Source organism: Streptomyces saintjeani, from assembly GCF_055409605.1.
Map to the genome: position 1 here is coordinate 4,321,626 of NZ_CP189624.1, position 19,971 is coordinate 4,341,596.

At 73.9% G+C, this 19,971-nt stretch carries 13 protein-coding genes; 8 read left to right on the forward strand and 5 right to left on the reverse strand.

Annotated elements, in window-relative coordinates; genetic code table 11:
* Positions 1–269: 269 nt before the first annotated feature.
* The 6 genes from ACQCO7_RS19565 to ACQCO7_RS19590 are packed head-to-tail and all read left to right on the forward strand — an operon-like array spanning position 270 to position 5,952.
* Positions 270–1,499: a M16 family metallopeptidase gene (locus tag ACQCO7_RS19565; RefSeq protein WP_464073076.1), complete on the forward strand. Its 1,230-nt coding sequence runs from the start codon at positions 270–272 to the stop codon at positions 1,497–1,499.
* A complete protein-coding gene (locus ACQCO7_RS19570) occupies positions 1,496–2,302 on the forward strand; it encodes a hypothetical protein (RefSeq protein ID WP_464073077.1) in 807 nt (268 codons plus the stop codon). The genes ACQCO7_RS19565 and ACQCO7_RS19570 overlap by 4 nt, the downstream gene beginning before the upstream one ends.
* Positions 2,299–3,399 (forward strand): hypothetical protein, encoded by a 1,101-nt coding sequence (locus ACQCO7_RS19575; protein WP_464073078.1) that lies wholly within the window; start codon positions 2,299–2,301, stop codon positions 3,397–3,399. Before ACQCO7_RS19570 ends, ACQCO7_RS19575 begins: the two co-directional genes overlap by 4 nt.
* Positions 3,396–4,370 (forward strand): ABC transporter ATP-binding protein, encoded by a 975-nt coding sequence (locus ACQCO7_RS19580; RefSeq protein ID WP_464073079.1) that lies wholly within the window; start codon positions 3,396–3,398, stop codon positions 4,368–4,370. The genes ACQCO7_RS19575 and ACQCO7_RS19580 overlap by 4 nt, the downstream gene beginning before the upstream one ends.
* Positions 4,367–5,137 carry an ABC transporter permease gene (locus ACQCO7_RS19585; RefSeq protein WP_464073080.1) on the forward strand — a complete coding sequence of 257 codons (771 nt, stop codon included), beginning with the start codon at positions 4,367–4,369 and terminating at the stop codon, positions 5,135–5,137. The genes ACQCO7_RS19580 and ACQCO7_RS19585 overlap by 4 nt, the downstream gene beginning before the upstream one ends.
* On the forward strand, positions 5,137–5,952 hold the full coding sequence (locus ACQCO7_RS19590) for an ABC transporter permease (protein ID WP_464073081.1): 816 nt from the start codon (positions 5,137–5,139) through the stop codon (positions 5,950–5,952). Before ACQCO7_RS19585 ends, ACQCO7_RS19590 begins: the two co-directional genes overlap by 1 nt.
* A 92-nt stretch (positions 5,953–6,044) precedes the next feature.
* Here ACQCO7_RS19590 and metK read toward each other — a convergent pair whose 3' ends face one another.
* Positions 6,045–7,259: a methionine adenosyltransferase gene (gene metK / locus ACQCO7_RS19595; RefSeq protein ID WP_464073082.1), complete on the reverse strand. Its 1,215-nt coding sequence runs from the start codon at positions 7,257–7,259 to the stop codon at positions 6,045–6,047.
* 233 nt (positions 7,260–7,492) lie between these two features.
* Between metK and ACQCO7_RS19600 the strand changes: the two genes are divergently transcribed.
* A complete protein-coding gene (locus ACQCO7_RS19600) occupies positions 7,493–10,237 on the forward strand; it encodes a helix-turn-helix transcriptional regulator (protein ID WP_464073083.1) in 2,745 nt (914 codons plus the stop codon).
* A 224-nt stretch (positions 10,238–10,461) separates the two neighbouring features.
* A complete protein-coding gene (locus ACQCO7_RS19605; protein ID WP_464073084.1) occupies positions 10,462–12,951 on the forward strand; it encodes a BTAD domain-containing putative transcriptional regulator in 2,490 nt (829 codons plus the stop codon).
* On the opposite strand, the gene fabD is transcribed toward ACQCO7_RS19605, so the two are convergent.
* Genes fabD through ACQCO7_RS19625 form a run of 4 tightly spaced genes read right to left on the reverse strand, consistent with a single transcriptional unit; the run spans position 12,939 to position 19,923 of the window.
* The gene (fabD, locus tag ACQCO7_RS19610; RefSeq protein WP_464073085.1) at positions 12,939–13,814 is read right to left on the reverse strand and encodes an ACP S-malonyltransferase; all 876 of its coding nucleotides are present in this window, start codon (positions 13,812–13,814) and stop codon (positions 12,939–12,941) included. The two genes, ACQCO7_RS19605 and fabD, sit on opposite strands and share 13 nt — an antisense overlap.
* A 34-nt stretch (positions 13,815–13,848) precedes the next feature.
* Positions 13,849–15,276: a PucR family transcriptional regulator gene (locus ACQCO7_RS19615; protein ID WP_464073086.1), complete on the reverse strand. Its 1,428-nt coding sequence runs from the start codon at positions 15,274–15,276 to the stop codon at positions 13,849–13,851.
* Positions 15,273–18,668: a carboxylic acid reductase gene (gene car, locus ACQCO7_RS19620; RefSeq protein ID WP_464073087.1), complete on the reverse strand. Its 3,396-nt coding sequence runs from the start codon at positions 18,666–18,668 to the stop codon at positions 15,273–15,275. Before car ends, ACQCO7_RS19615 begins: the two co-directional genes overlap by 4 nt.
* Before the next feature lie 52 nt (positions 18,669–18,720).
* Positions 18,721–19,923, reverse strand: coding sequence for a cytochrome P450 (locus ACQCO7_RS19625; RefSeq protein ID WP_464073088.1), 1,203 nt, complete (start codon positions 19,921–19,923; stop codon positions 18,721–18,723).
* Between the last annotated feature and the right edge of the window lie 48 nt (positions 19,924–19,971).

A 19,971-nucleotide genomic window follows, 5' to 3' on the forward strand; every position in this document is an offset into this window, starting at 1 on the left:
CTCATCCCTTGAGGGGGTTATCCGGGCGCTGATAGAAATTACTTGTCGCCGCAACGGGGCGGAGGAAAAACCGAAAACCCCGGCGACAAAAACCAACGAAGAAAGGAAAAGAACATGACTCGCAACGCTGTCACCCTCGTCTCCCCCCGCCTGGAGAAGGTCGTCACGAAGAAGGCCTGAATCACCAGCTGATGCGGTGCCGCCACGAGGTAACCGTGGCGGCACCGCTCGGTTTTTGTCCGAGAAATTTCCGAGAGGAAGGAATCCGGATGCTCGCCGCCGGAGAAACACCGCCGACCACCGCGGAGCGCATCCGCCCCCAGGTGGTCAGTGTGCTCGACCCGAGCCTGGAGACCACCAGCGTCTGCCTGTCCGTCGGCTACGGAGCCCGGCTCGACCCCCAGGGCCGCTGCGGCGTGGCCCACCTCCTGGAGCACCTGCTCTTCTCGCTGCCGAAACCGGGCCGGCCGTCCTTCGCCGAATGGGTGGAGCGCAGGGGAGGCACCGCCAACGCCGAGACCGGCCTGGAGAACATGCTCTTCTACGCCCAGGTCGCCACGGAGGACGCGCCGAAGACCGTGGCACTGATGCTGGAGTCCGTGCTGGAGCCGGCCTTCGACACACAGGTCTTCGAGACGGAACGCGAGGTCGTCGTCAAGGAGATGGTGACCGCCGCCGCCGACCCCTCCGACCTCGTGCAGGACGTCGTCTTCGAGAAGCTGTTCCCCGGCCACCTCATCGGCCGGCCGATCGGCGGACGGATCGAGGAGCTTCAGGCGCTCGACCGCGCCGACGTCGAGGAGGAGTACCGGACGAGGTTCCTGACCGGGCCCATGGCCCTCGTCGTGGTGGGGCCGCGCCCCGTCGAAGGGCTCGGCGACCTCCTGGACACGTTCGCGCGGCCCGAGCCGGGCTCCCCGTTCGAACCGTCCCTGCCGCTGCCCGCCCCCGACCTGACGCCGCCGGGCCCGGCGGGAACCGACCTCGCCTGGACCTGCTTCGCCGGCCGCTCCCCGGCGCTCGGGGCCGCCGGCCGAGAGGCGTACGCGATCCTGTCGACGCTCCTGGGCTCCAGCCCGTCGTCCCTGCTCTACCGCAGACTCCGCGTCGAGGAAGCCCTGTCGTACGCCTTCGAGTCGTGGAACCGCTCCTACACGGAGTCCGGCGTCTGGCGGCTGCTCGTCGGCGTCGAGCCCGAGTCGGTGGGCCGGCTGACGGAGATCGTCGAGGAACTGCTGACGGAGGTGGCCGAGGGCCGCGTCCCCGAGGAGGAGTTCGCCGTCGCCAGACGCAAGGCCGAGATGCGCCTCGTCACCCAGGGCGAGACCCCCCTCGAACGCGCCCGCCTCACCGCCCTCGGCGTCCGGGCAGGCACCTCCGACTGGTCCCTGGAACAGGCACGGGCCGAACTGCGCGCGGTGACCTCCGGCCAGGTCGCGCAGGCCGCCGCCGCCCTGCGCGGCAACCTCGCCGTCGCGGTCCGCCCGGAGGCGGCGTGAACGCGGGAGCGGGGCAGCGGAAAGCGGTGGACGACGTCACCGAGGACCTCCTCGCCGACGTCACGGCGGGCCCCTACACCGACCCCGTCACCGGTGAGCGGCACATCCTGGTCCAGGAAGCCGGTGCGCGGGTACTGAAGGACGCCGGGGTGCTGGCGGCCGTGTGCGCCGCCCTGCACCGTGCGCATCCCGGCGCCGAGAGCACCCTGCTGCGGACACCGCCGGGGGTGGAGCTGCCCGCGCCCTGGCGCCGGCATCTGACGTACGTGCGCTGCGAGAGCGAGTTGCCCCCGGTGCCGGGCGGGCCCCGGGTGAGCCTCGCGGACGGCGACGGCGACGGCGAACTCGTCCGGCTCTGGCTGGCGCAGGCGTTCGAGGCCGCCGGGGTGGACATGCGGCGCCCGGTGCCGGGGCGGGTGGCACGGGCCGAGGCCGACAGCCTGTACGCGCTGCCCGGCCGGGTCTCGCTGCTGGCCCGGCACGAGGGCCGCACCGTGGGCCACGCGACGCTTCTGACCGAGCAGGAGGACGAGACGACGGGGGAGGCGTTCGTCGAACTCGTCGACGTCCTCGTGGACGGCGCCCCCGACGCCCGGCTCGCCACCGCCGAACTGACCCGCGCCGCCGCCGCCCACGCCCGCGCCCTCGGCCGCCCGCTGATCGGCAACGTCGTCCACACGGCCGCGGGCGACCCGGCCGAGTCCGGCAAGGACACCTGGCGGATCGTCACCAGGCTCGTGGAGAAGGGCTGGACCATCGACCACGCCTACTGGTGGGCCCCGGCCCTGGAGGAGCAGCGGTGACCGGACCCGGTGCGAACGCCCTCCCCGACGTCACCCTGGAGATGCTGTACCGCCTGCTCGGCGTCGAGGACCACGAGAGCGGCCGGGAACTGATCCGCCGAGGCCGGCTGATCTCCCCCCGGCTGCCCCAGCTGCTCATCTCGGCGGCGGCCCGGGAGGGCGTGCCGCTGGGCACCGGGACGCGTGACGAACTGCGCCGGGCACGGGCGAAGGCGGGCCGGTACGCGGACCTGTACGACGCCGTCCGGGCGGCCGTCCCCGGCGTCCGCCTCGTCAAGGGCCCCTCGCTCGCCCGCTGGTACCCGGCGGACCTGGTGCGCCCCGTCGGCGATCTCGACCTCGTGGCCGGGACGCAGGAGGAGCTGTGGCGGGCGGCACGGACCCTGTGCGACCGGGTACCGGCCGACCGTCTCGACCTCGCCCTCGTCCGGCACGGGGACCGCACCGAGGTGTTCCTCGGCGTGAAGTGGCCGTCCGAGGACGAACTCCTCGACCGCCCCTGGAGCGTCGAACTGAGCACCGTCGCCTTCCCCGGCGACCTCGCCGGCACCGTCCCCCCGCGCCCCGCCCTCCCGGACGACCAGACCCTCGCCGACCTCCTCTCGCTGGCCGAGGAACGCTTCCAGCGCCCCTTCAACGCGAAGGACGTGGTGGACGTCCTGATGATCCTGACGCACTGCCCACCCGGACCCGGCACCCTCGCGGAGGCCGCCGAAGCCCACCGCCTGGCCCCCGAACTCCTGGAACTCCTCACCCTCGTCCAGGACGGCGCCCAGGCCCCCCTGGACGGCTTCCGCACCCCCCTGCGCGCCCCGGCGGCAGCCGAACTCGCCCGCCGGGAAGCCACCCCGCGCCCGTCCGGGCCGCACGACACGACGACCGTCGACGGCCGCCTGGCCGCCGGACTGCCCGTGGCGGGCCTACAGCTGAACCAGCGCCACCACCCGATGGACCGCGCCGTCCGCCACGACACCGACGGCGTCACCCTGCTGCGCACCCCCGTCGCCGACTTCCTCCTGGTCTGCGGCGAGGTCGTCAGCCGCGCCGACCACGAAACGGCGCTCGCCGCCCTCGACCGTCTGGAGGCCGCCCGGTGACCGCGACCACCCCGCCCGCCGTCGAAGTCACCGACCTGCGCCGGGAGTTCACCGTCGGACGCGGCTCGGGCGCCCGTACCCTGACAGCCCTGGACGGCCTCGACCTGACGATCGCCCCCGGCACCGTCCACGGCCTCCTCGGCCCCAACGGCGCCGGCAAGAGCACCCTGTGCAAGATCCTCTCCACCACCCTGCTGCCGACCTCCGGCACCGCCCGCGTCCTCGGGTTCGGCGTCACCGACCGGCCCCGCGAGATCCGCCGCCGCATCGGCCTGGTCCTCGGCGGCGACCGGGGACTGTACAGCCGGCTGACGTCCCGGCAGAACCTCGAACTGTGGGGCGCCCTGCACGGACTGCACGGCCGGGAGCTGCGCACCCGCATCGCGGACCTCCTCGACCGCGTCGGCCTGACCGACCGCGCCGACGAACGCGTGGGCGGCTTCTCGCGGGGCATGAAACAGCGCCTCCACCTGGCCCGGGGTCTGATCGGCGACGCCCAGGTGCTGCTCCTCGACGAGCCGACCACCGGCATGGACCCGGTCGCCGCCGACGACTTCCGCGACTTCGTCCGCGCCCTGCGCGCCGAGGGCCGCACCGTCCTGATCACCACCCACGACATGGCCCAGGCCGAGGCGGTCTGCGACGAGGTCACCCTCATCGACCACGGCCGCGTCCTCACCACCGGCGACCCCCGCGACCTGGCCCGCCGCCTCTCCGGAGGCCAGCGCGTCGAGGCCGACACCGTGCCGCCGAGGCTCGCCGCCGAGATCGAGGCGCTGCCCGAGGTGACCGTCGTCCGCCCTGCCCGGGGCGGACACCTGCGCGTCGACACCGCGAGCGCCGAGGCCACCCGCCTCGTCCTCGCCCTGCTGATCGACGCGGGCGTCAGCAGCGTCCGCACCGGGCCGCCCGGCCTGGAGGAGCTGTACCTGAGGGTCGTCGGCGGCCGGAAGATGCGGGTGTCGGCGTGATCACCACCCTGTGGGGGGCCGTCCGCTTCCAGCTCGCCATCGCCCGCACCAGCCCCGACGTCCTGCTGATCCTCGTGCGGGCGCCGTTGATGACGATGGTCCTGCTGTCCATCAGCGAGTACTCCGGCCGGCGCGACCTGGCCGCCGGCGTGGTCCTGGCGCCCGTCCTCATGGCCCTGTGGGACATGACCCTGCTCATCGCCGGCGAGGTCATCAACCGGGAGCGGTCCTGGGGCACGCTGGAGGCGCTCGTCGCCACGCCCGCCCGGTTCTTCCTCGTCGTCCTCGGCCGGATCGGGGCCGTCACCACGATCAGCACGGTCTCCTTCGCGGAGGCGTGGCTGGTGGCCCGGTACGGCTTCGGGATCCACCTGACCGTCGTCCACGGCACCGTCTTCGTGCTCTGCGTCCTCGCCTCCGGGCTCGCCATGGCCGGCACCGCGACCCTCATGTCCGCGCTGTTCGTCCTCGCCCCCAGCGCCCGCCTCATGCAGAACACCCTCACCTACCCCTTCTACCTGCTGGCCGGCGTGCTGGTGCCGGTCTCGATGCTGCCGGAGTGGCTGCGCCCGCTGTCCTCGGCCGTCTTCCTCTCCTGGAGCGCCGAGTTGCTGCGCGCGTCCCTGGCCCCCGCCCCCGTCCCGGACGCCGCGCTCAGCCTCGCCGTCATCGCCCTCCTGGGGCTGGCCGGGACCCTCGCCGGACTGCTCGCCGTCAACCGCGCGCTGCGGCAGGCCCGCGCCGCCGGAACACTCTCCGAGGTGTGATGCGTACCCTGACCGGAAACCTCGTCGGCCATCTGCACGTCGTGCGGTACGCGGCCGTCACCTCGGCGGCCGAGTTCCGCCAGACCTACACCTGGCGCTCCTGGACCATCGGCTGGCTCGGCCGCATGCTCTCCCAGGTCACGTTCTTCGCCCTGATCGGCGTCATGCTCGGCTCCCCCGGACACACGCGCTACCTCGTCGTGGGCAACGCGGTCATGGCCTGCGTCATCGAGACGATGACGGTCACGACGAACGGCGTCCGCGAACGCCAGGAGGGCACGTTCCCCCTCTTGGCCGCCTCCCCCGCCTCCCTCGGCACCGTCCTCTTCGGCCGCGGCCTCCAGCAGCCCGCGAGCGGCGCCGCCACGGCCCTGGTCACCCTCTTCGTCCTGGCCCCCGCCTTCGGCGTCCGCCCCACCTGGGCCCAGGTCCCCGCCCTGACCCTCCTCGTCCTCGTCACCGCCCTCACCACCTATGGCGTCGGCCTCTTCCTCGCCGCCGTCGTCATCGGCCTCCCCGGTGCCCGCAACGTCGTCTCCAACACCGCCTACCTCCTGATGATGGCCGTCTGCGGCGTCCAGGTCCCCGTCACCTTCTGGCCCGCCTGGGTCCAGTGGATCGCCGGCCTGCTCCCCCTCACCCACTCCCTCGCCGCCGTCCGCGAGGTCATCGCGGGCCACTCCGCGGCATCCGTCGCCCGCCCCCTCGCCCTCGCCCTCCTCACCGGAGCCCTGTGGCTGTACCTCGCGTCGGCGGCGATCCGGGTGGTGCAGGCGCGGGGAAGGCGGACGGGGTCGTTCGACTACGCGGCATGACGGCTGGAGCGCGGCGCCCGTGCCGTAGACGTGCCGGAGGCCCGGTGCCCCTCGTCCGGGGACACCGGGCCTCGCGCGAAACAACCGGGGACCTACAGCCCCGCGGCCTTCTTCAGCGCCTCCACCCGGTCCGTCCGCTCCCACGTGAAGTCGGGCAGCTCGCGGCCGAAGTGCCCGTACGCGGCGGTCTGCGCGTAGATCGGCCGCAGCAGGTCGAGGTCGCGGATGATCGCGGCGGGACGGAGGTCGAAGACCTCGTCGATGGCCTTCTCGATCCGGTCCGTGTCCACCTTGTGCGTGCCGAAGGTCTCCACGAACAACCCCACCGGCTCGGCCTTGCCGATCGCGTACGCGACCTGGACCTCGCACCGGGACGCGAGCCCCGCGGCGACGACGTTCTTGGCGACCCAGCGCATCGCGTACGCGGCCGAGCGGTCGACCTTGGACGGGTCCTTGCCGGAGAAGGCGCCGCCGCCGTGGCGGGCGAAGCCGCCGTACGTGTCGATGATGATCTTGCGGCCGGTGAGACCGGCGTCGCCCATCGGGCCGCCGATCTCGAAACGGCCGGTCGGGTTCACCAGCAGGCGGTAGTTCTCGGTGTCGAGCTTGATGCCGTCGTCCAGCAGGGCCTTCAGCTCGGGCTCGACCACGAACTCGCGGATGTCGGGCGCGAGCAGCGACTCCAGGTCGATGTCGGAGGCGTGCTGCGAGGAGACGACGACCGTGTCGAGGCGGACGGCCCTGTCGCCGTCGTACTCGATGGTGACCTGGGTCTTCCCGTCGGGGCGCAGGTAGGGGATGGTCCCGTTCTTGCGGACGTCCGAGAGACGCTTGGAGAGGCGGTGCGCGAGGAAGATCGGCAGCGGCATCAGCGTCGGCGTCTCGTCGGACGCGTAACCGAACATCAGGCCCTGGTCACCGGCGCCCTGGGTGGCCAGAACGTCTTCGGTGTCGGCGTCGACACCCTGCGCGATGTCCGGGGACTGCGCGCCGATGGACACCGAGACACCGCAGGAAGCGCCGTCGAAGCCCTTCCTCGACGAGTCGTAGCCGATCTCCAGGATCTTCTCCCGCACCAGCTGCGGGATCGGCGCGTACGCCTGGGTGGTGACCTCACCGGCGACGTGCACGAGGCCGGTGGTGATCAGCGTCTCGACGGCGACGCGGGACGTGGGGTCCTCGCGCAGCAGCGCGTCGAGAATCGTGTCGCTGATCTGGTCGGCGATCTTGTCGGGGTGACCTTCGGTCACGGACTCCGAGGTGAACAGACGACGGACGCCGTCGCAGGCGGAATGTATACCGGTCATTTCACTTGCCTCTTGTCTCCTTCGGTTTCCGGAACTCCGGTCACCTGGAATTGAACCGGGCGGACGGAGAGCGGCCAACCCCTGATGAGACCGGCCGACTCTGGGGTGAACAGGGGGCGGGGTGGCGTACCGCCTGACGGAACGCCTGTTGACGGGGGACCGGGAGAACACGTTCCGTGGAACTCAGGCATCGAGAGGAGCGTCGGACAGTGCTCGACAGCCGCGAAAAAGTAATGACGAAGCTCTGGGAGAACATTCAGAAAAGCCGCCGGCACGGCGGCGGGGCGGCCGTCCTCAAGGGATTTCCCGGCTCCGGGAAGACGACGCTGCTGGGCCGGTTCGCCGAACGGGCCCGCGCGTCCGGGACGGTGACCCTGTACGCCACCGGCAGCACGGACGAGCAGGACGTGCCTCTCGGGGTCGTCGAGCAGTGGTTCGACGACGGGCGCGGCGGCGCGGGGATGCCGCCCCGGCTGACCGCCGCCGTCCAGGCGTACCGCGAGGCCGTCCTGAGCGGCGACACCGGGGACGCCGGGCGGCTGCTGCTGCGGACGCAGGCGCTGGTCGAGGGCGCCCTGCGCGACCTCGCCGGGCGGGGGTCCGTGGTGGCCGTCGTGGACGACGCGCACCACACCGACGCCGCCTCCGCCCAGGTCCTGCGGTTCCTGGCCAAGCGCCTGGTCCGCCTGCGGCTCTTCCTCGTGCTCGCCGACGGGCCGGCCCCCGGCAAGGAGTACCGCGCCTTCCAGGCCGCCCTCCTGCGGGGCACCCGCCTGTTCGTCGCCGAACTCGCCCCGCTCGACCCGCAGGACACCGTACGGCTGGTGCGCGAGGTGCTGGGACACCCGCCGACGCCGGCGTACGTACGCGACGTGCTGGAGGTGACCGCCGGGAACCCCCGGCTGCTGTGGGCGGTCGCGCGGGACACGCAGTACGTGTTCCAGGACGCGCCGGCCGCGCGGTGGACGCCCGTGCCGGGGGCGGCGTTCCGCAAGGCGGTCGCGCTCGTGGTGTCCGCGCAGCGCTCCGAGACCGTCGAGAAGGTCGCCCGCGCCCTCGCCGTCCTCGGTGACGCCCGCTCGCCCGACCTGGTCTCCCGGCTGGCCGGCGTGGACCCGGTCCAGGTGACGGCCGGCCTCGGCCTGCTGGAGGCGGCCGGACTGGTCGCCGGGGGCCGGTTCAGGCATCCGGCGGCGCGGGCGGCCGTCCTGGCGGACAGCTCCTTCACCGGGCGGGCCGAGCTGAGCCGCGGCGCGGCGCGGCTGCTGTACCGGGCCGGCGCCGCCCCGCTCAGGGTCGCCCGGTGTCTGACGGCCGCCGGGGGGATCGTCGCCGCCTGGGAGGTGTCGGCGCTGCGCGAAGCGGCCCGGCAGGCGCAGTCCGAGGGGGCCTGGGAGGAGGCCGTCGATCTGCTGGAACTCGCCCAGAGCTGCCGGGGCGAGGTGGACGACCGGCCCGGCCTGCTCGTCCAGGTGGTCCTCGCCCGCTGGCAGCTGGACCCCTACACGGCCTCCCGGCACCTCGCCGAACTCGTCGCCCTGGGGCACGAGGGGCGGCTGTCGGCGCGTGAACTCACCCTCGTCGCCCAGTTGCTGGCCTGGCACGGACGCCTCGACGAGGTCGACGCCGTGCTCGCGCTGCTGCGGGCACGGGCCGCGGACGACGAGCAGGCCGCTGTCGAACTGCACCTGCTCGACGCGATGCTGAGCCTCGTCTTCGCCCGCTACCGGCGCGGCGCGCGGCCCCGGCCGGCGCTGGACGTCCCGCCCTGGCGCGAGGTGCTGCTCTCGTCGCCCGCCCTCGGGCGCACCGGCGCGGACACCTCCCTGCTCTCCCTCGTCGACCTCACCCAGCAGGCCCTGTGCACGGCCGGCGACCCCGAGGCGCGGATCACCGACATCGTCCACTGCCACCTCCGGCTGCTGCACCAGGCCGGCGCGGACGGGTCGGCGCTGCCGCGGGTCGACGCCGTGTCCGCGGCAGCCGCCGAGCGGCTCTCCCCCTTCCACCAGCTGCTCCTGCACTGCCTCCAGGCCGTCAGCGCCCTCGCCCGGGGCGACCTGCCGGGCGCCGAGCTGGCCGCGCGGGCCGCGCTCGTGCGGCCACGCGCCTGGGGGGTGGCCGTCGGGCTGCCGCTGAGCGTCCTCGTCGTCGCGCTGGCCCGGCGCGGCAAGGCCGAGGAGGCGGCGGAGGTGCTGCACACCCCGGTGCCGGCCGCGCTGTCCGCGTCGTACTTCGGGCTGCTCCACCTCGACGCCCGGGGGCAGCACTACCTCGCCGCCAAGAGCTACGGCCTCGCCCTCAGCGACTTCCTCGGCTGCGGGGAGGCCGAGCGGCAGGGCGGGTTCGAGCCCACCCCGGGCTGCCTGTGGCAGGTCCACGCCGCCGAGGCGCATCTGCGTCTCGGGCAGCACGACGACGCCGTACGGCTCGCCCGCGAGGCCGCCGACAGCGGGTCGGGGCCCGCCCGGGCCGTCGCCCTGCGGGTCCTCGCGCTGGCCAGGCCCGTCGAGGGGCGCGGGGCGCTGCTGCGGGAGGCGATGAGCCTGCTGGAGGACTCCGGGGACCGGGCCGAACTCGTCGCGTGCATGGTCGAGCTGGGGCGGACGCACTACGCGCTCGGCAACTCGCGGGTCGCCCGCTCGCTCGTCCAGCGGGCCGCACGCGTCGCCCGCGGGGCCGGGTTCGAGGACGTGCTCCAGCGCCGGCTGGAGGAGGACGACGCCGGACGGCTCGCGCCGGCCGGTCCTGAGCCGGCTTCCCAGGCCGGGGCCGGGGCCGCCGGGCTCAGTCCGGCCGAACGGCGGGTCGCCTGGCTGGTCGGCGTCGGATACAGCAACCGTGAAATAGCCGCCAGACTATTCGTTACCGTGAGTACGGTCGAACAGCATCTCACCCGTATCTACCGCAAACTCAAGGTCAGACACCGTGACGAAATCGCCGCATGTTCTCCGCCGCTGGACGAAACCTTCGACTAGCGGTTTTTTCTCCGGGTGCCGCCCATAAACATGGGCGGCACTCTCTTTTTTTCCGCGATTTCGTATTGCATGTCACACCCCGCTTCAGGGGGTGGGTGGGGTGGCCTAGGGGGTGGCTGCACACAAGGGCGGCGATTACGGTCGATACGGTGGACCGAATCTGCCGCATCGGAGTTCCCGAATTCAAACGGGTGGTCATGAAAATGCGAACCGACACACCGCCCATGCTGCGTGTCCTCGGGCCCATGGCGGTCCGGACCGAAGACGGTGAGCTACCCGTCGGCCCACCGCTGCGCCGGCTCCTGCTGGCCCTGCTGGTCGTCGGACGAGGGCAGGTCGTCCCCACCGAACTGCTCATCGAGGAGATGTGGACGGGCCGGCCGCCGAAGAAGGCGCTCGCCACGCTGCAGAGCCACGTCTCCCAGTTGCGCGGTGTGCTCGATCCGCCGAGCGAGCGCGGCGACGGGTCGGTGCTGCGGCACCAGGCGCCCGGCTACGTCCTGCGGCTGCCGCCGGGGGAGATCGACGTCCACCGCTTCGAGGAACTGGTCCGGGCCGGGCAGCTCCGGCTGAAGGACGGTGACGCGGGCGGCGCGTGCGCGAGCCTCACCCAGGCGCTGGCGCTGTGGCGCGGAGCGCCCTACACCGAGTTCGACTCCTCCATGTCGCTCGCCCACGAACTCGCCCGGCTCGAACAGCTCCGGCTCACCGCGCTGGAACACCGCGCCGACGCGCGGCTGCGGCTCGGGGACGCGGAGCAGGTGGTGTTCGAGCTGGACAGCGAGGCCCGGCGGCATCCCGCGCGGGAGCGGCTGGTGGGGCATCTGATGACCGCGCTGTTCGCGCTCGGGCGGCAGGCGGAGGCGCTCGCGGTGCACGAGCGGACCCGGCGGTACCTGGCGGAGGAGCTGGGGGTGGAGACCGGGAGCGAGCTGCGGCGGGTGCATCTGGCGATCCTGCGGCAGGAGGTGGGGACGCGGGAGGTGGGGACGCGGGAGGTGGTCCGGCGGGGGGAGCCGGTGGCGGTGAACGGGGTGGGCGGCGGCGCCGGGTCCTCGGCCGGATTCTCGGCCGGCCCTTCAGCGGGTCCCTCGGTCTGGCCCTCGGCCGGCCCTTCAGCCGGTCCCTCAGCCTGGCCCTCGGCCACTCCCTCAGCCAACCCCTCGACCAACCCCTCAGCCACTCCCTCAGCCAACCCCTCAGCCGGTCCCTCAGCCTGGCCCTCGGCCACTCCCTCAGCCGCCCCTTCAGCCAGGCCCTCAGCCGGCCCTTCGGCCGGTCCCTCAGCCTGGCCCTCGGCCACTCCCTCAGCCAGCCCCTCAGCCAGCCCCTCAGCCGGCCCCTCGGCCGGGCCCTCGGCCGGGCCCTCGGCTCGACGTCGGGTCCGAAGGGAGCGGGTGAGGCCGGCGCGGGCGGCGGCGTCAGGTCCGGTCCCGGTGGCTCCGGCGCCGGACGCCGGGTCGGCGTCCCCTTCCACGGCAATCCCCCCGGCGGAGCGTGCCCCGTCCGTCTCGGCCTTCGTCGGGCGGGCGGCGGAGCTCGGGCGGCTGGAGGCCGAGGCGGTCGGGGCGCTCGGCGGACACGACCAGGTGAGCTGTGTGACCGGGCCGCTCGGGATCGGCAAGACGCATCTGCTCACGGAGTTCACCGCGCGGATGGGGGCGGCGCATCCTCAGGTGGAGGTCGTCGGGGCGCACGCGCTGCGGGATCAGGGGGTGCCGCCGCACTGGCTGTGGACCCAGGTGCTGCGGCGGCTGTCGGTGACCCGCGCGGGGGCGTTCCACGACGCGGTGGCGCCCTACGAGGCGCTGCTCGCCCCGCTGCTCGCCGGGGAGCGGCGGACGGACGCGGGTGACGAGTGCGAGCGGACGCGGTTCCTCACGCAGGACGCGGTGTGCGAGGTGCTGCGTACGCTGGCCGCGCAGCGGGCCCTGCTGCTGTGCGTGGACGACCTGCACTGGGCCGACCCCGCGTCGCTGGGGCTGCTGGAGATGCTCGCCCGGCGTCGGGGAGGGTGGCGGATCGGGGTCGTCCTGTCCGTGTGGGACTGGAAGCTCACGGTCGACGGCCGGCTGCGGCGGGTGCTCGGCGACATTCTGCGGGGGCCCCGGGCCGGGGTGCTGCGGCTCGGTGAGCTGCCCCGGCAGGCCGTCGCCGAGCTGGTGCGGGCGCGGCTCGGGCCGGGCACGCGGGAGGAGCACGTCGAGCGGGTGTACCAGGAGAGCCAGGGCAACCCCTACTTCGCCCACCGCATGCTGATGTGGTGCGGGGCCGAGCGGGAGCGGGACGGGCGCGGCGAGGGAGTGTGCTGTGCGCAGGGGCGGGCGAGGGCGCTGGAGAGTCTGCGGGTCGTGCTCGCGCGGATGCCGGAGCGGGAGCGCCGGGTCGTGCACCTGTGCGCGGTCGCCGGCGACCGGATCGACCCCGGTCTGCTGCGGCGGGTCGCCGGGGACGAGCCGGTGGACGCGGTGCTGGACCAGTTGCTGCGGGCCGAGCTGCTGCGTGAGGATCCCCGGCATCCCGGTCAGGTCCGGTTCGTGTCCGAGCCCGTCCGGGAGGCGCTCGCCGAGGGGCTCGGCCAGGAGGAGCGGTACCGGCTGCGGCAGCGGATCGCGTCCGCCTCCTGCACGGCGCCGGCGCGCGCCCGGCGGACGCCCGCGGCGGTGGGTGGCGGGGCCGGCGAGGTGGACGGGCTGGTGTGTCACGGCTGCTGAGCGGTCTGGAGGAGCGGCGCCGGTTCGCTGATCCTCTTCAGCATGCCCAGCAGGGACGTGCCGCCGATCTCCGCGCACTCCAGCGGAGTGTCGTGCGTGCGCAGCCAGCGGATGCTGTCCGTCCAGCGGACGGGGTGGATGAGCTGGGCGCCCAGGGTGCGGGGGAAGTCGGTGGGGTCGTGGGGGAGGGCGGTGACGTTGGAGACGACCGGGGTGTGGGGGGTCTCGAAGGTGAAGTCCTTCAGGTACTTCTCGAAGAGGACCCGGGCGGGGTCCATGTAGCGGGAGTGGAAGGGGCCGCCGACCCGCAGGGGGACGAAGCGGATCGCGCGGCGGGTCAGGGCGGCGTGGGTGGTGCGGAGGTCGGGGAGCGGGCCGGCGATCACGAGTTGGGTGTCGGAGTTGAAGCCCGCCATGTCGACCGACTCGATGCCCTCCTCCTCCAGGACGGCGAGGAGTTCCCCGGGCCGCAGGCCCATCACCGCCGTCATGCCCCCGTCGGACGCCGCCGCCATGAGTTCGCCGCGCTTCTTGACCAGGCGCAGGCCCGTACCGAAGTCGAAGGCGCCGGCGGCGAGGAGGGCGTTGTACTCGCCGAGGCTGTGGCCGAGGTAGTAGTCGGCGGAACGCTCCTCGCGGCGTTCGCGTTCGAAGGTGTGCAGGGCGTTGACGACGAAGAGGGCGGGCTGGGTGCACTCGGTGCGGGCGAGGATGTCGTCGGGGTTGTCGCGGCAGACCGCGGCGAGGTCGTAGCCCAGCAGGTCGCAGGCGAACTCGGTGAGGGCGGGGTAGCGGTCGAAGAGGCCGGCGCCCATGCCCCGGGACTGTGTTCCCTGGCCGGGGAAGAGGACTGCGAACGGCATGGTGTCTCCCAGTACGCGGTGTCGTGTCGGCGGGTCAGGTGTCCAGGGCGGCTTCGCCCAGGACGTCGAACAGCAGCAGCGCGCTGTGCAGCCGCAGCCGGTCCTCCTGGAGAGGGCGGCCCAGGAGCCGTTCGGCCTTCCTGATCCGGTAGGCGACGCTGCTCTTGGCGATGTGGAGCCGGTCGGCGGCGGCGGACATGCTGCGCTCCAGGTCCAGGTAGCACTTGACGGTGGCCCGCAGTTCGGCCATGTCGTCGCCGGCCAGCGGCCCGAGTTCGCGGCGCACGAACCCGGCGCTGAGGTCGGGCCGGGAGCGCAGCAGGACGGCCAGTTCGAGGTCGGCGTAGTCGTAGGGCGGCCTGCGGCCCCCGGCGCCGGGTCCGGCCGCGCGGATGATCTCGGCGGTCTGCTGGGCCTGCCGGTGACTGGTCCGGAACCCTTCGCTGCCCTCGCCCGGCAGACCGGCGGCGACGTGGATGCCCGGCGGCTGCCGGTGCGCCCCCTCGGTGTCGCGCAGCTGACGCGGCGTCAGCGGGTGCCCACGGGTGCGCGCGCCCCACGCCCACAGCGACGACACCCCGACGGGGACGGTGAGCAGCGAGGAGCATCCGGCGCCGCGCAGCAGGGCCGTCGCGGCGGAGGCGAGGTCGGCCGTGCCGTGGGCGTCCCAGTCGTCGCGCCAGACGACGAGCGCGAGGTGGGTGCGGCTGAGGTCGTAGCCGAGCCGCAGGAACGCCTGCGGGGCGTCGACGTCCGCGCCGTCGAGGATGTCGAGGACCAGTTCCTGGTGGTGCGCGGCGGCGCTGCCGGACCAGCCGCGCCGCTCCCGCTCCGCCTGCTGGGCCAGCGTCAGCAGAACGTGCTGCACCTCGGCCACCAGCGCCCCGGAGAGGGTACGGGTGACCTCGGCGGCCTCCACCGGGTCGAGCAGATCAGCGCAGGCGTGGAACAACTCCTGGACGAGACAGTCGAGTTGGTTCTTGAGGACGTCGAACCTGCCGCCCACGGGCAGGCCCCGGCGGATGAACTCGCGCACGGAGACGCCGATGATCTCCGGGATGTCGTCGGCGCCGTACCCGGCGAGGGAGGTGAGGACGTACAGGGCGAGCGCCTCCGCGCTGCGCGCCCCCAGTTCGTCGAGCACGGGGGACGGGACGCCGGCGGCGGCGGCCGGCGGCCGGGCGGCGCTGCCCGCCGAGGCCATCCGCGCGGCCACCTCCACCGCCCACCCCGTGGCCCCGTCCCCGACCAGCAGCCGGGCCTCGCGGACCAGGGCCTCGTCGCCGACCGCGTCCCGCAGTGCGCCGGGGGCGTGCGGGCGCAGCTGGAGGATCCACGAGTTGCCGGGGTCCAGCGGGGCGCGTACCGGGCCGGTGGCCGGACGGCGCAGCCCGTGCCGGATCCCGCCGTGCGGGTTCGGCGGCGCCTGGACCCGGTGGGCCGCCGCGGTCGGCTCGTTCATCGGCTCTCCTCCTCGGTCGTCGCCCTCAGCAGCCCCAGGCCCCGCAGGTCGTCGACGTACTTGCGGACGAGGTCCGCCGACGCGTGGGGGATGTCGCTCCCGGCGTCCTTCACGGCCGCGTGGAACCGCCCGGCGGACGGCGCCGGGTTTGAGGCGGGCCGGGCGAAGGCGTCCAGCAGCGGCAGCAGCGAGGCCCGGCGCAGGCGTTCGGGCAGGGCGCGCAGCGCGGCCTCGAAGCGGGTCAGCCACGCGTCGTAGTCGTCGATCCGCCGCACCGGGCAGCCCGCCTCGGCGAGCTGGTCGACGACGGTGTCGAGGCCGACGCCGTCGTCGTGCGGGTTCACCACGTGGAAGGTCCGGTACCCCTCGGTGACGCCCGCGCCCAGCGCGGTGACGGCCTCGGCGGCGAAGTCGACCGGCAGGCCGTCGTGGCGGACGGCGCCGAACGAGCCCGGCGCGATGCCGGTGGCGGCGAGGCTCAGCAGGAGCCGGGTGAACAGGTCGGGCACGTTGAGCTGGCCGGCGTACCGGGTGTGCGCGAGCAGGACGCCGGAGCGGAAGACGCCGACGGGCAGCCCGAACCGTTCGTGCGCCTCGCGCAGCAGGACCTCGCCGGCCCACTTGCCGGCCGTGTACCCGTCGGCGTAGCCCCCGCCGGTGGGCCTGAGGGGGACGGCGGTGCGGATGTCGGCGTCCTCGTCGGGGGCCTGGACGGCGATCGTCGAGACGTAGGTGACCGGTTTGCGGCGGGTCGTGAGCGCGAGGCGGATCACCTCGGCCGTCCCGGCGACGTTCGGGCCGAACAGCTGGCGGTAGGGCAGGACGTGGTTGACGAGGGCGCCCGCGTGGACGACGAGGTCCACCTCGGCGGCGAGCCGCTCCCACGTCCCCTCGTCCAGGCCGAGCCGGGGCTCGCCCAGGTCGCCCGCGACGACCTCCAGCGCGTCGCCGGCCAGCTCCCGGTACCGGGCCAGGAGTGCGGCGTCGCCGGTGTCGTACGCCTCGGCGAGGCGCCGCGCCGGGTCCGCGCCCCGCACGAGGCACACCAGCCGCCCGCCCACGGGGGCCAGCCGCTGAAGCCACTCCAGGCACAGGAACCGGCCCAGGTAGCCGTTGGCGCCGGTCAGCAGGACCGTGCGGACGTCGCCGGACGGGCCCGGCAGCGCGGCGGCGGCCTCCAGGGCGGGGGCGTCGAGGAACTTCTCCAGCGTGAGGTCGCTCGCGCGCACCTCGGCGCCGTCCGCGCCGTGCACCGCCGCGTACGTCGCCCCGCGCGCCCCCGCCTCGATGTGCCGGGCCACCCCGGCGAGGTCGTTCGCGGCGCCAATGACGACACCGACGGGGACCTCGACGCCGAAGATCTCCTCCAGCAGCCGGGAGAAGGCCAGGGCGGACAGGGAGTCGCCGCCGAGGTCGGTGAAGCGGGCGCCGGGGTCGGGGTCGGCGTCCGTGCGGCCCAGCAGCGCCCCCGCCGCCCGCACGACGGTCTCGGCCACCGGCCGGTCCACGCCCGTGCGGCGCAGCTCGCGCAGGCGCCGGTCCTGGCCCTCGGCCAGCTCGGCGTACAGCGCTTCGAGGGCGGCGCCGTACCGCTCTTTCAGCCGGGGGCGCAGGACCTTGTGGCTCTCGGTGTAGAGGCCGTTCTCGGGGCTGAAGGGCTCGGTCTCGACCAGGAAGTCGCGCGGGATCTCGTACGGGTTGAGGCCGGTGTCCGCCGCGACCCGCCGCAGCGCCTCGGCGAGTTCCGCCTTGAGGGACGCGGTGTCCTCGCCGTGCCGGGACAGGGCCTGCCCGGTGGGCACGACCACCGCGAGGAGGTGGGCGCGCTCGCTGTTGCCGTACACGTAGATCTGGTGGACCGGCGGGGCGGCGAGGAAGAGGGTCTCCAGGCGGGAGACGGCGACGAACTCGCCCTGGGACAGTTTCAGGGTGTCCTTGGTGCGGTCGACGTGGACGAGCCGGTCGGGGCCCAGCTCGGCGAAGACGTCGCCGGTGCGGTAGTAGCCGTCCGCGTCGAAGAGTTCGGCCGTCAGCTCCGGGCGCTTGTAGTAACCGGGCACCAGGGTCTGGGACTTGAGGAGGAGTTCGCCGCGCGGGTACGGCAGGTCGGTGGTGTGGTAGCCGAGTTCGGGGACGTCGACGAGCTTGTAGTCGATGACGGGCGGGCGCTGCACCACCGTGTCGAGCAGGACGCCGCCCGCCTCGGTGGAGCCGTACCCGGTGTAGAGGTGGATGCCGAGGCAGGACTCGACGAACGACGCCAGCTCCGGGGCGAGCGGGGCGGTGCCGCAGAACGCGTTGGCGACGCGCCCGCCGAGCACGGTGTCCCGCAGGTCCTTCAGGACGGCCGCCTCGACGTCGCCGGGCTCGCCCGACCGGCGCTCCAGCTCGCCCCGGTAGCGCTGGAAGAGCATGTCGCAGATGCGCGGGACCATCGTCAGCTCCGTCGGCCGCACCAGCGCGATGTCGTCGAACAGGGCCGACAGGTCGCTCTTGGCGGTGAAGTAGCCGGTGCCGCCGCGCACCAGCGAGCCCATCAGCGCGTACCGCCCGGCGAGGTGGCTGTGCGGCATGTAGAGGACGCTCACCGGGGGCCGGTCCGCCGCGCCGTAGCTGAACCCGTACCAGGCGGTGCCCAGCAGCCGCTGCGTGTACATCGCGCCCTTGGGGGCGCCGGTGGAGCCGGAGGTGTAGATCAGCAGGGACAGCGGGTCCTCGCCCGGCGGGGCCGTGAACAGCGGGGCCGGCGCCAGCTCCCCGCCCCGCGCGATCACCTCCGCCAGCGTCTCGACGACGGCCGCGCCGCCCGCCTCGGCCAGCCGCCGCCGGGCCTTCGCGAGCGCGGCCCGCTGAGCGGGGTCCCCGGGGCGGTGGTCGAACACCGTCAGCCGCCGCACCGACGGCGCGCCGAGGACCAGGGCGAGCGCGGTGTCCAGGTGCTCGGCGCTCACCGCGAAGGCGCTCGGCCCGGCCTCCGCGACGATCTCCGCCGACTGGGCCAGGGGCGCGCCGTGCTGGAGGGGTACGGGGACGACGCCCGCGTGGATGGACGCCAGGTCCAGCGTCGCGTGGTCGACGCTGGGGAAGCCCAGCGTGGCGAGCCGCTCCCCCGGGCCCAGCGGATGCTCCGGGTCGTGGTGCCAGTGGGCGGCGACCGCGCGGATGCGGGCCCACAGCTCGCGGTAGCTGATCGTGTCGAAGCGGGGCAGCGGCTCCCCCGTCGCCTCGTCCCTCGCCCGCTCGCCGAGGGCCGGGCGGTCCCCGTGGCTCTCCATGACGGCCGCCATCACCTCGGCGAGCGCCTGCCCCGGGTCGACGGACGCCAGGGCCTCGGCGAGCCCCCGGCCCGAGTCGGGGGCGGGCGCGGCGGTCGCGTCCCGTGGTACGGCCATGGTCACAACTCCTGTGCTGTCGCGGTGGGGGGATCGGTGGGGGGCGGGGTGTTCACCAGGTGACCGGCAGCGCCGCCACACCGCGCACGAGGCGTTCGGTGCGCCAGGACAACTGGTCGGCCGGGACGGCCAGTCGGAGATCCGGCAGGCGCTGGGTCAGGATCTCCAGGACGATCCGCAGCTCCAGGCGGGCCAGCTGGGCGCCCAGGCAGTGGTGCAGGCCGTGCCCGAAGGTGACGTGCGGGACGCGTTCGCGGTGGAAGTCGATCTCGTCGGGCCGTTCGAACACCTCGGTGTCGTGGTTGGCCATGCCCAGCTCGGCCACCACCGCGTCCCCGGCGCGGATGAGGGTCCCGCTCAGCTCCACGTCCTCGGTGGCGATGCGGGTGAACCCGGCGGTCGCGCTGTTGGGGATGAACCGCAGCAGTTCCTCGACCGCCTTGGGGATCAGCGCCGGCTCGGCCCGCAGCCGGTCCCACAGCTCGGGCCGGGTCACCAGCGTGTAGACGAAGTTGCCGATCTGGTTGGCCGTCGCCTCCTGCCCGGCGGACAGCAGGCTGACCCCGAGGCCGATCAGCTCCTCCTCGGCGAGCGGCCCCTCCTCGTCCTCGGCGTCCCCGGCGACCAGTTCGCCGAGCAGGTCGTCGGTCGGGGTGATCCGGCGCTGCGCGATCAGCCCGGCGAGATACGCGTCGAGCTGGGCGCGGGCCTGCGCCGCCTGCTCGGGGTCGGCCAGCATGAGCAGGCCGTCCACCCACTCCCCGAACCGGCCCCGGTCGGCGAGCGGTACCCCGAGCATCTCGCAGATCACCGTGATGGGCAGGGGCCAGGTCAGGGCCGTCGTCAGATCGGCCGGCGACCCGCTCGCCGTCATCGCGTCGAGCAGCTCGTGCACGATCTCCTCGATGCGGGGCCGCAGCGCCTTGAGCCGGCGCACCGAGAACGCGTTCATCACCCGGCGCCGCAGCCGGGTGTGGTCCGGCGGGTCCATGCTGAGCATCGAGGTGCTGGGCAGCCCGACCGCGACCGTGCGCGGCACGTGGTCGCCGACGGCCGCCGCCCGGCTGAAGCGGGGGTCCGCCAGTACCGTCCTGACGTCCTCGTGCCGCGTGACCAGCCAGCCGTCGCCGCCGAACGGCAGCCGTACGCGCAGCACCGGCCGCTCGCCGCACAGTTCCTTGAGCGTCGGGTCCAGGTCGAGGCGGGTGATCGGGCCGAAGGGGTAGGCCCGTACTTCTTCCCCTGCCGCAGTCATCGTGTGCGTCCCGTCCTTTGTCTGATTTTGTGTGGCGTTACGTGGTGT

Coding starts and splice junctions, on each gene's coding strand:
- ACQCO7_RS19565 (WP_464073076.1), top strand. CDS start 270: ATGCTCGCCGCCGGAGAAACACCGCCGACCACCGCGGAGCGCATCCGC.
- ACQCO7_RS19590 (WP_464073081.1), top strand. CDS start 5,137: ATGCGTACCCTGACCGGAAACCTCGTCGGCCATCTGCACGTCGTGCGG.
- metK (WP_464073082.1), bottom strand. CDS start 7,259: ATGACCGGTATACATTCCGCCTGCGACGGCGTCCGTCGTCTGTTCACC.
- ACQCO7_RS19600 (WP_464073083.1), top strand. CDS start 7,493: ATGACGAAGCTCTGGGAGAACATTCAGAAAAGCCGCCGGCACGGCGGC.
- ACQCO7_RS19605 (WP_464073084.1), top strand. CDS start 10,462: ATGCTGCGTGTCCTCGGGCCCATGGCGGTCCGGACCGAAGACGGTGAG.
- fabD (WP_464073085.1), bottom strand. CDS start 13,814: ATGCCGTTCGCAGTCCTCTTCCCCGGCCAGGGAACACAGTCCCGGGGC.
- ACQCO7_RS19615 (WP_464073086.1), bottom strand. CDS start 15,276: ATGAACGAGCCGACCGCGGCGGCCCACCGGGTCCAGGCGCCGCCGAAC.
- car (WP_464073087.1), bottom strand. CDS start 18,668: ATGGCCGTACCACGGGACGCGACCGCCGCGCCCGCCCCCGACTCGGGC.
- ACQCO7_RS19625 (WP_464073088.1), bottom strand. CDS start 19,923: ATGACTGCGGCAGGGGAAGAAGTACGGGCCTACCCCTTCGGCCCGATC.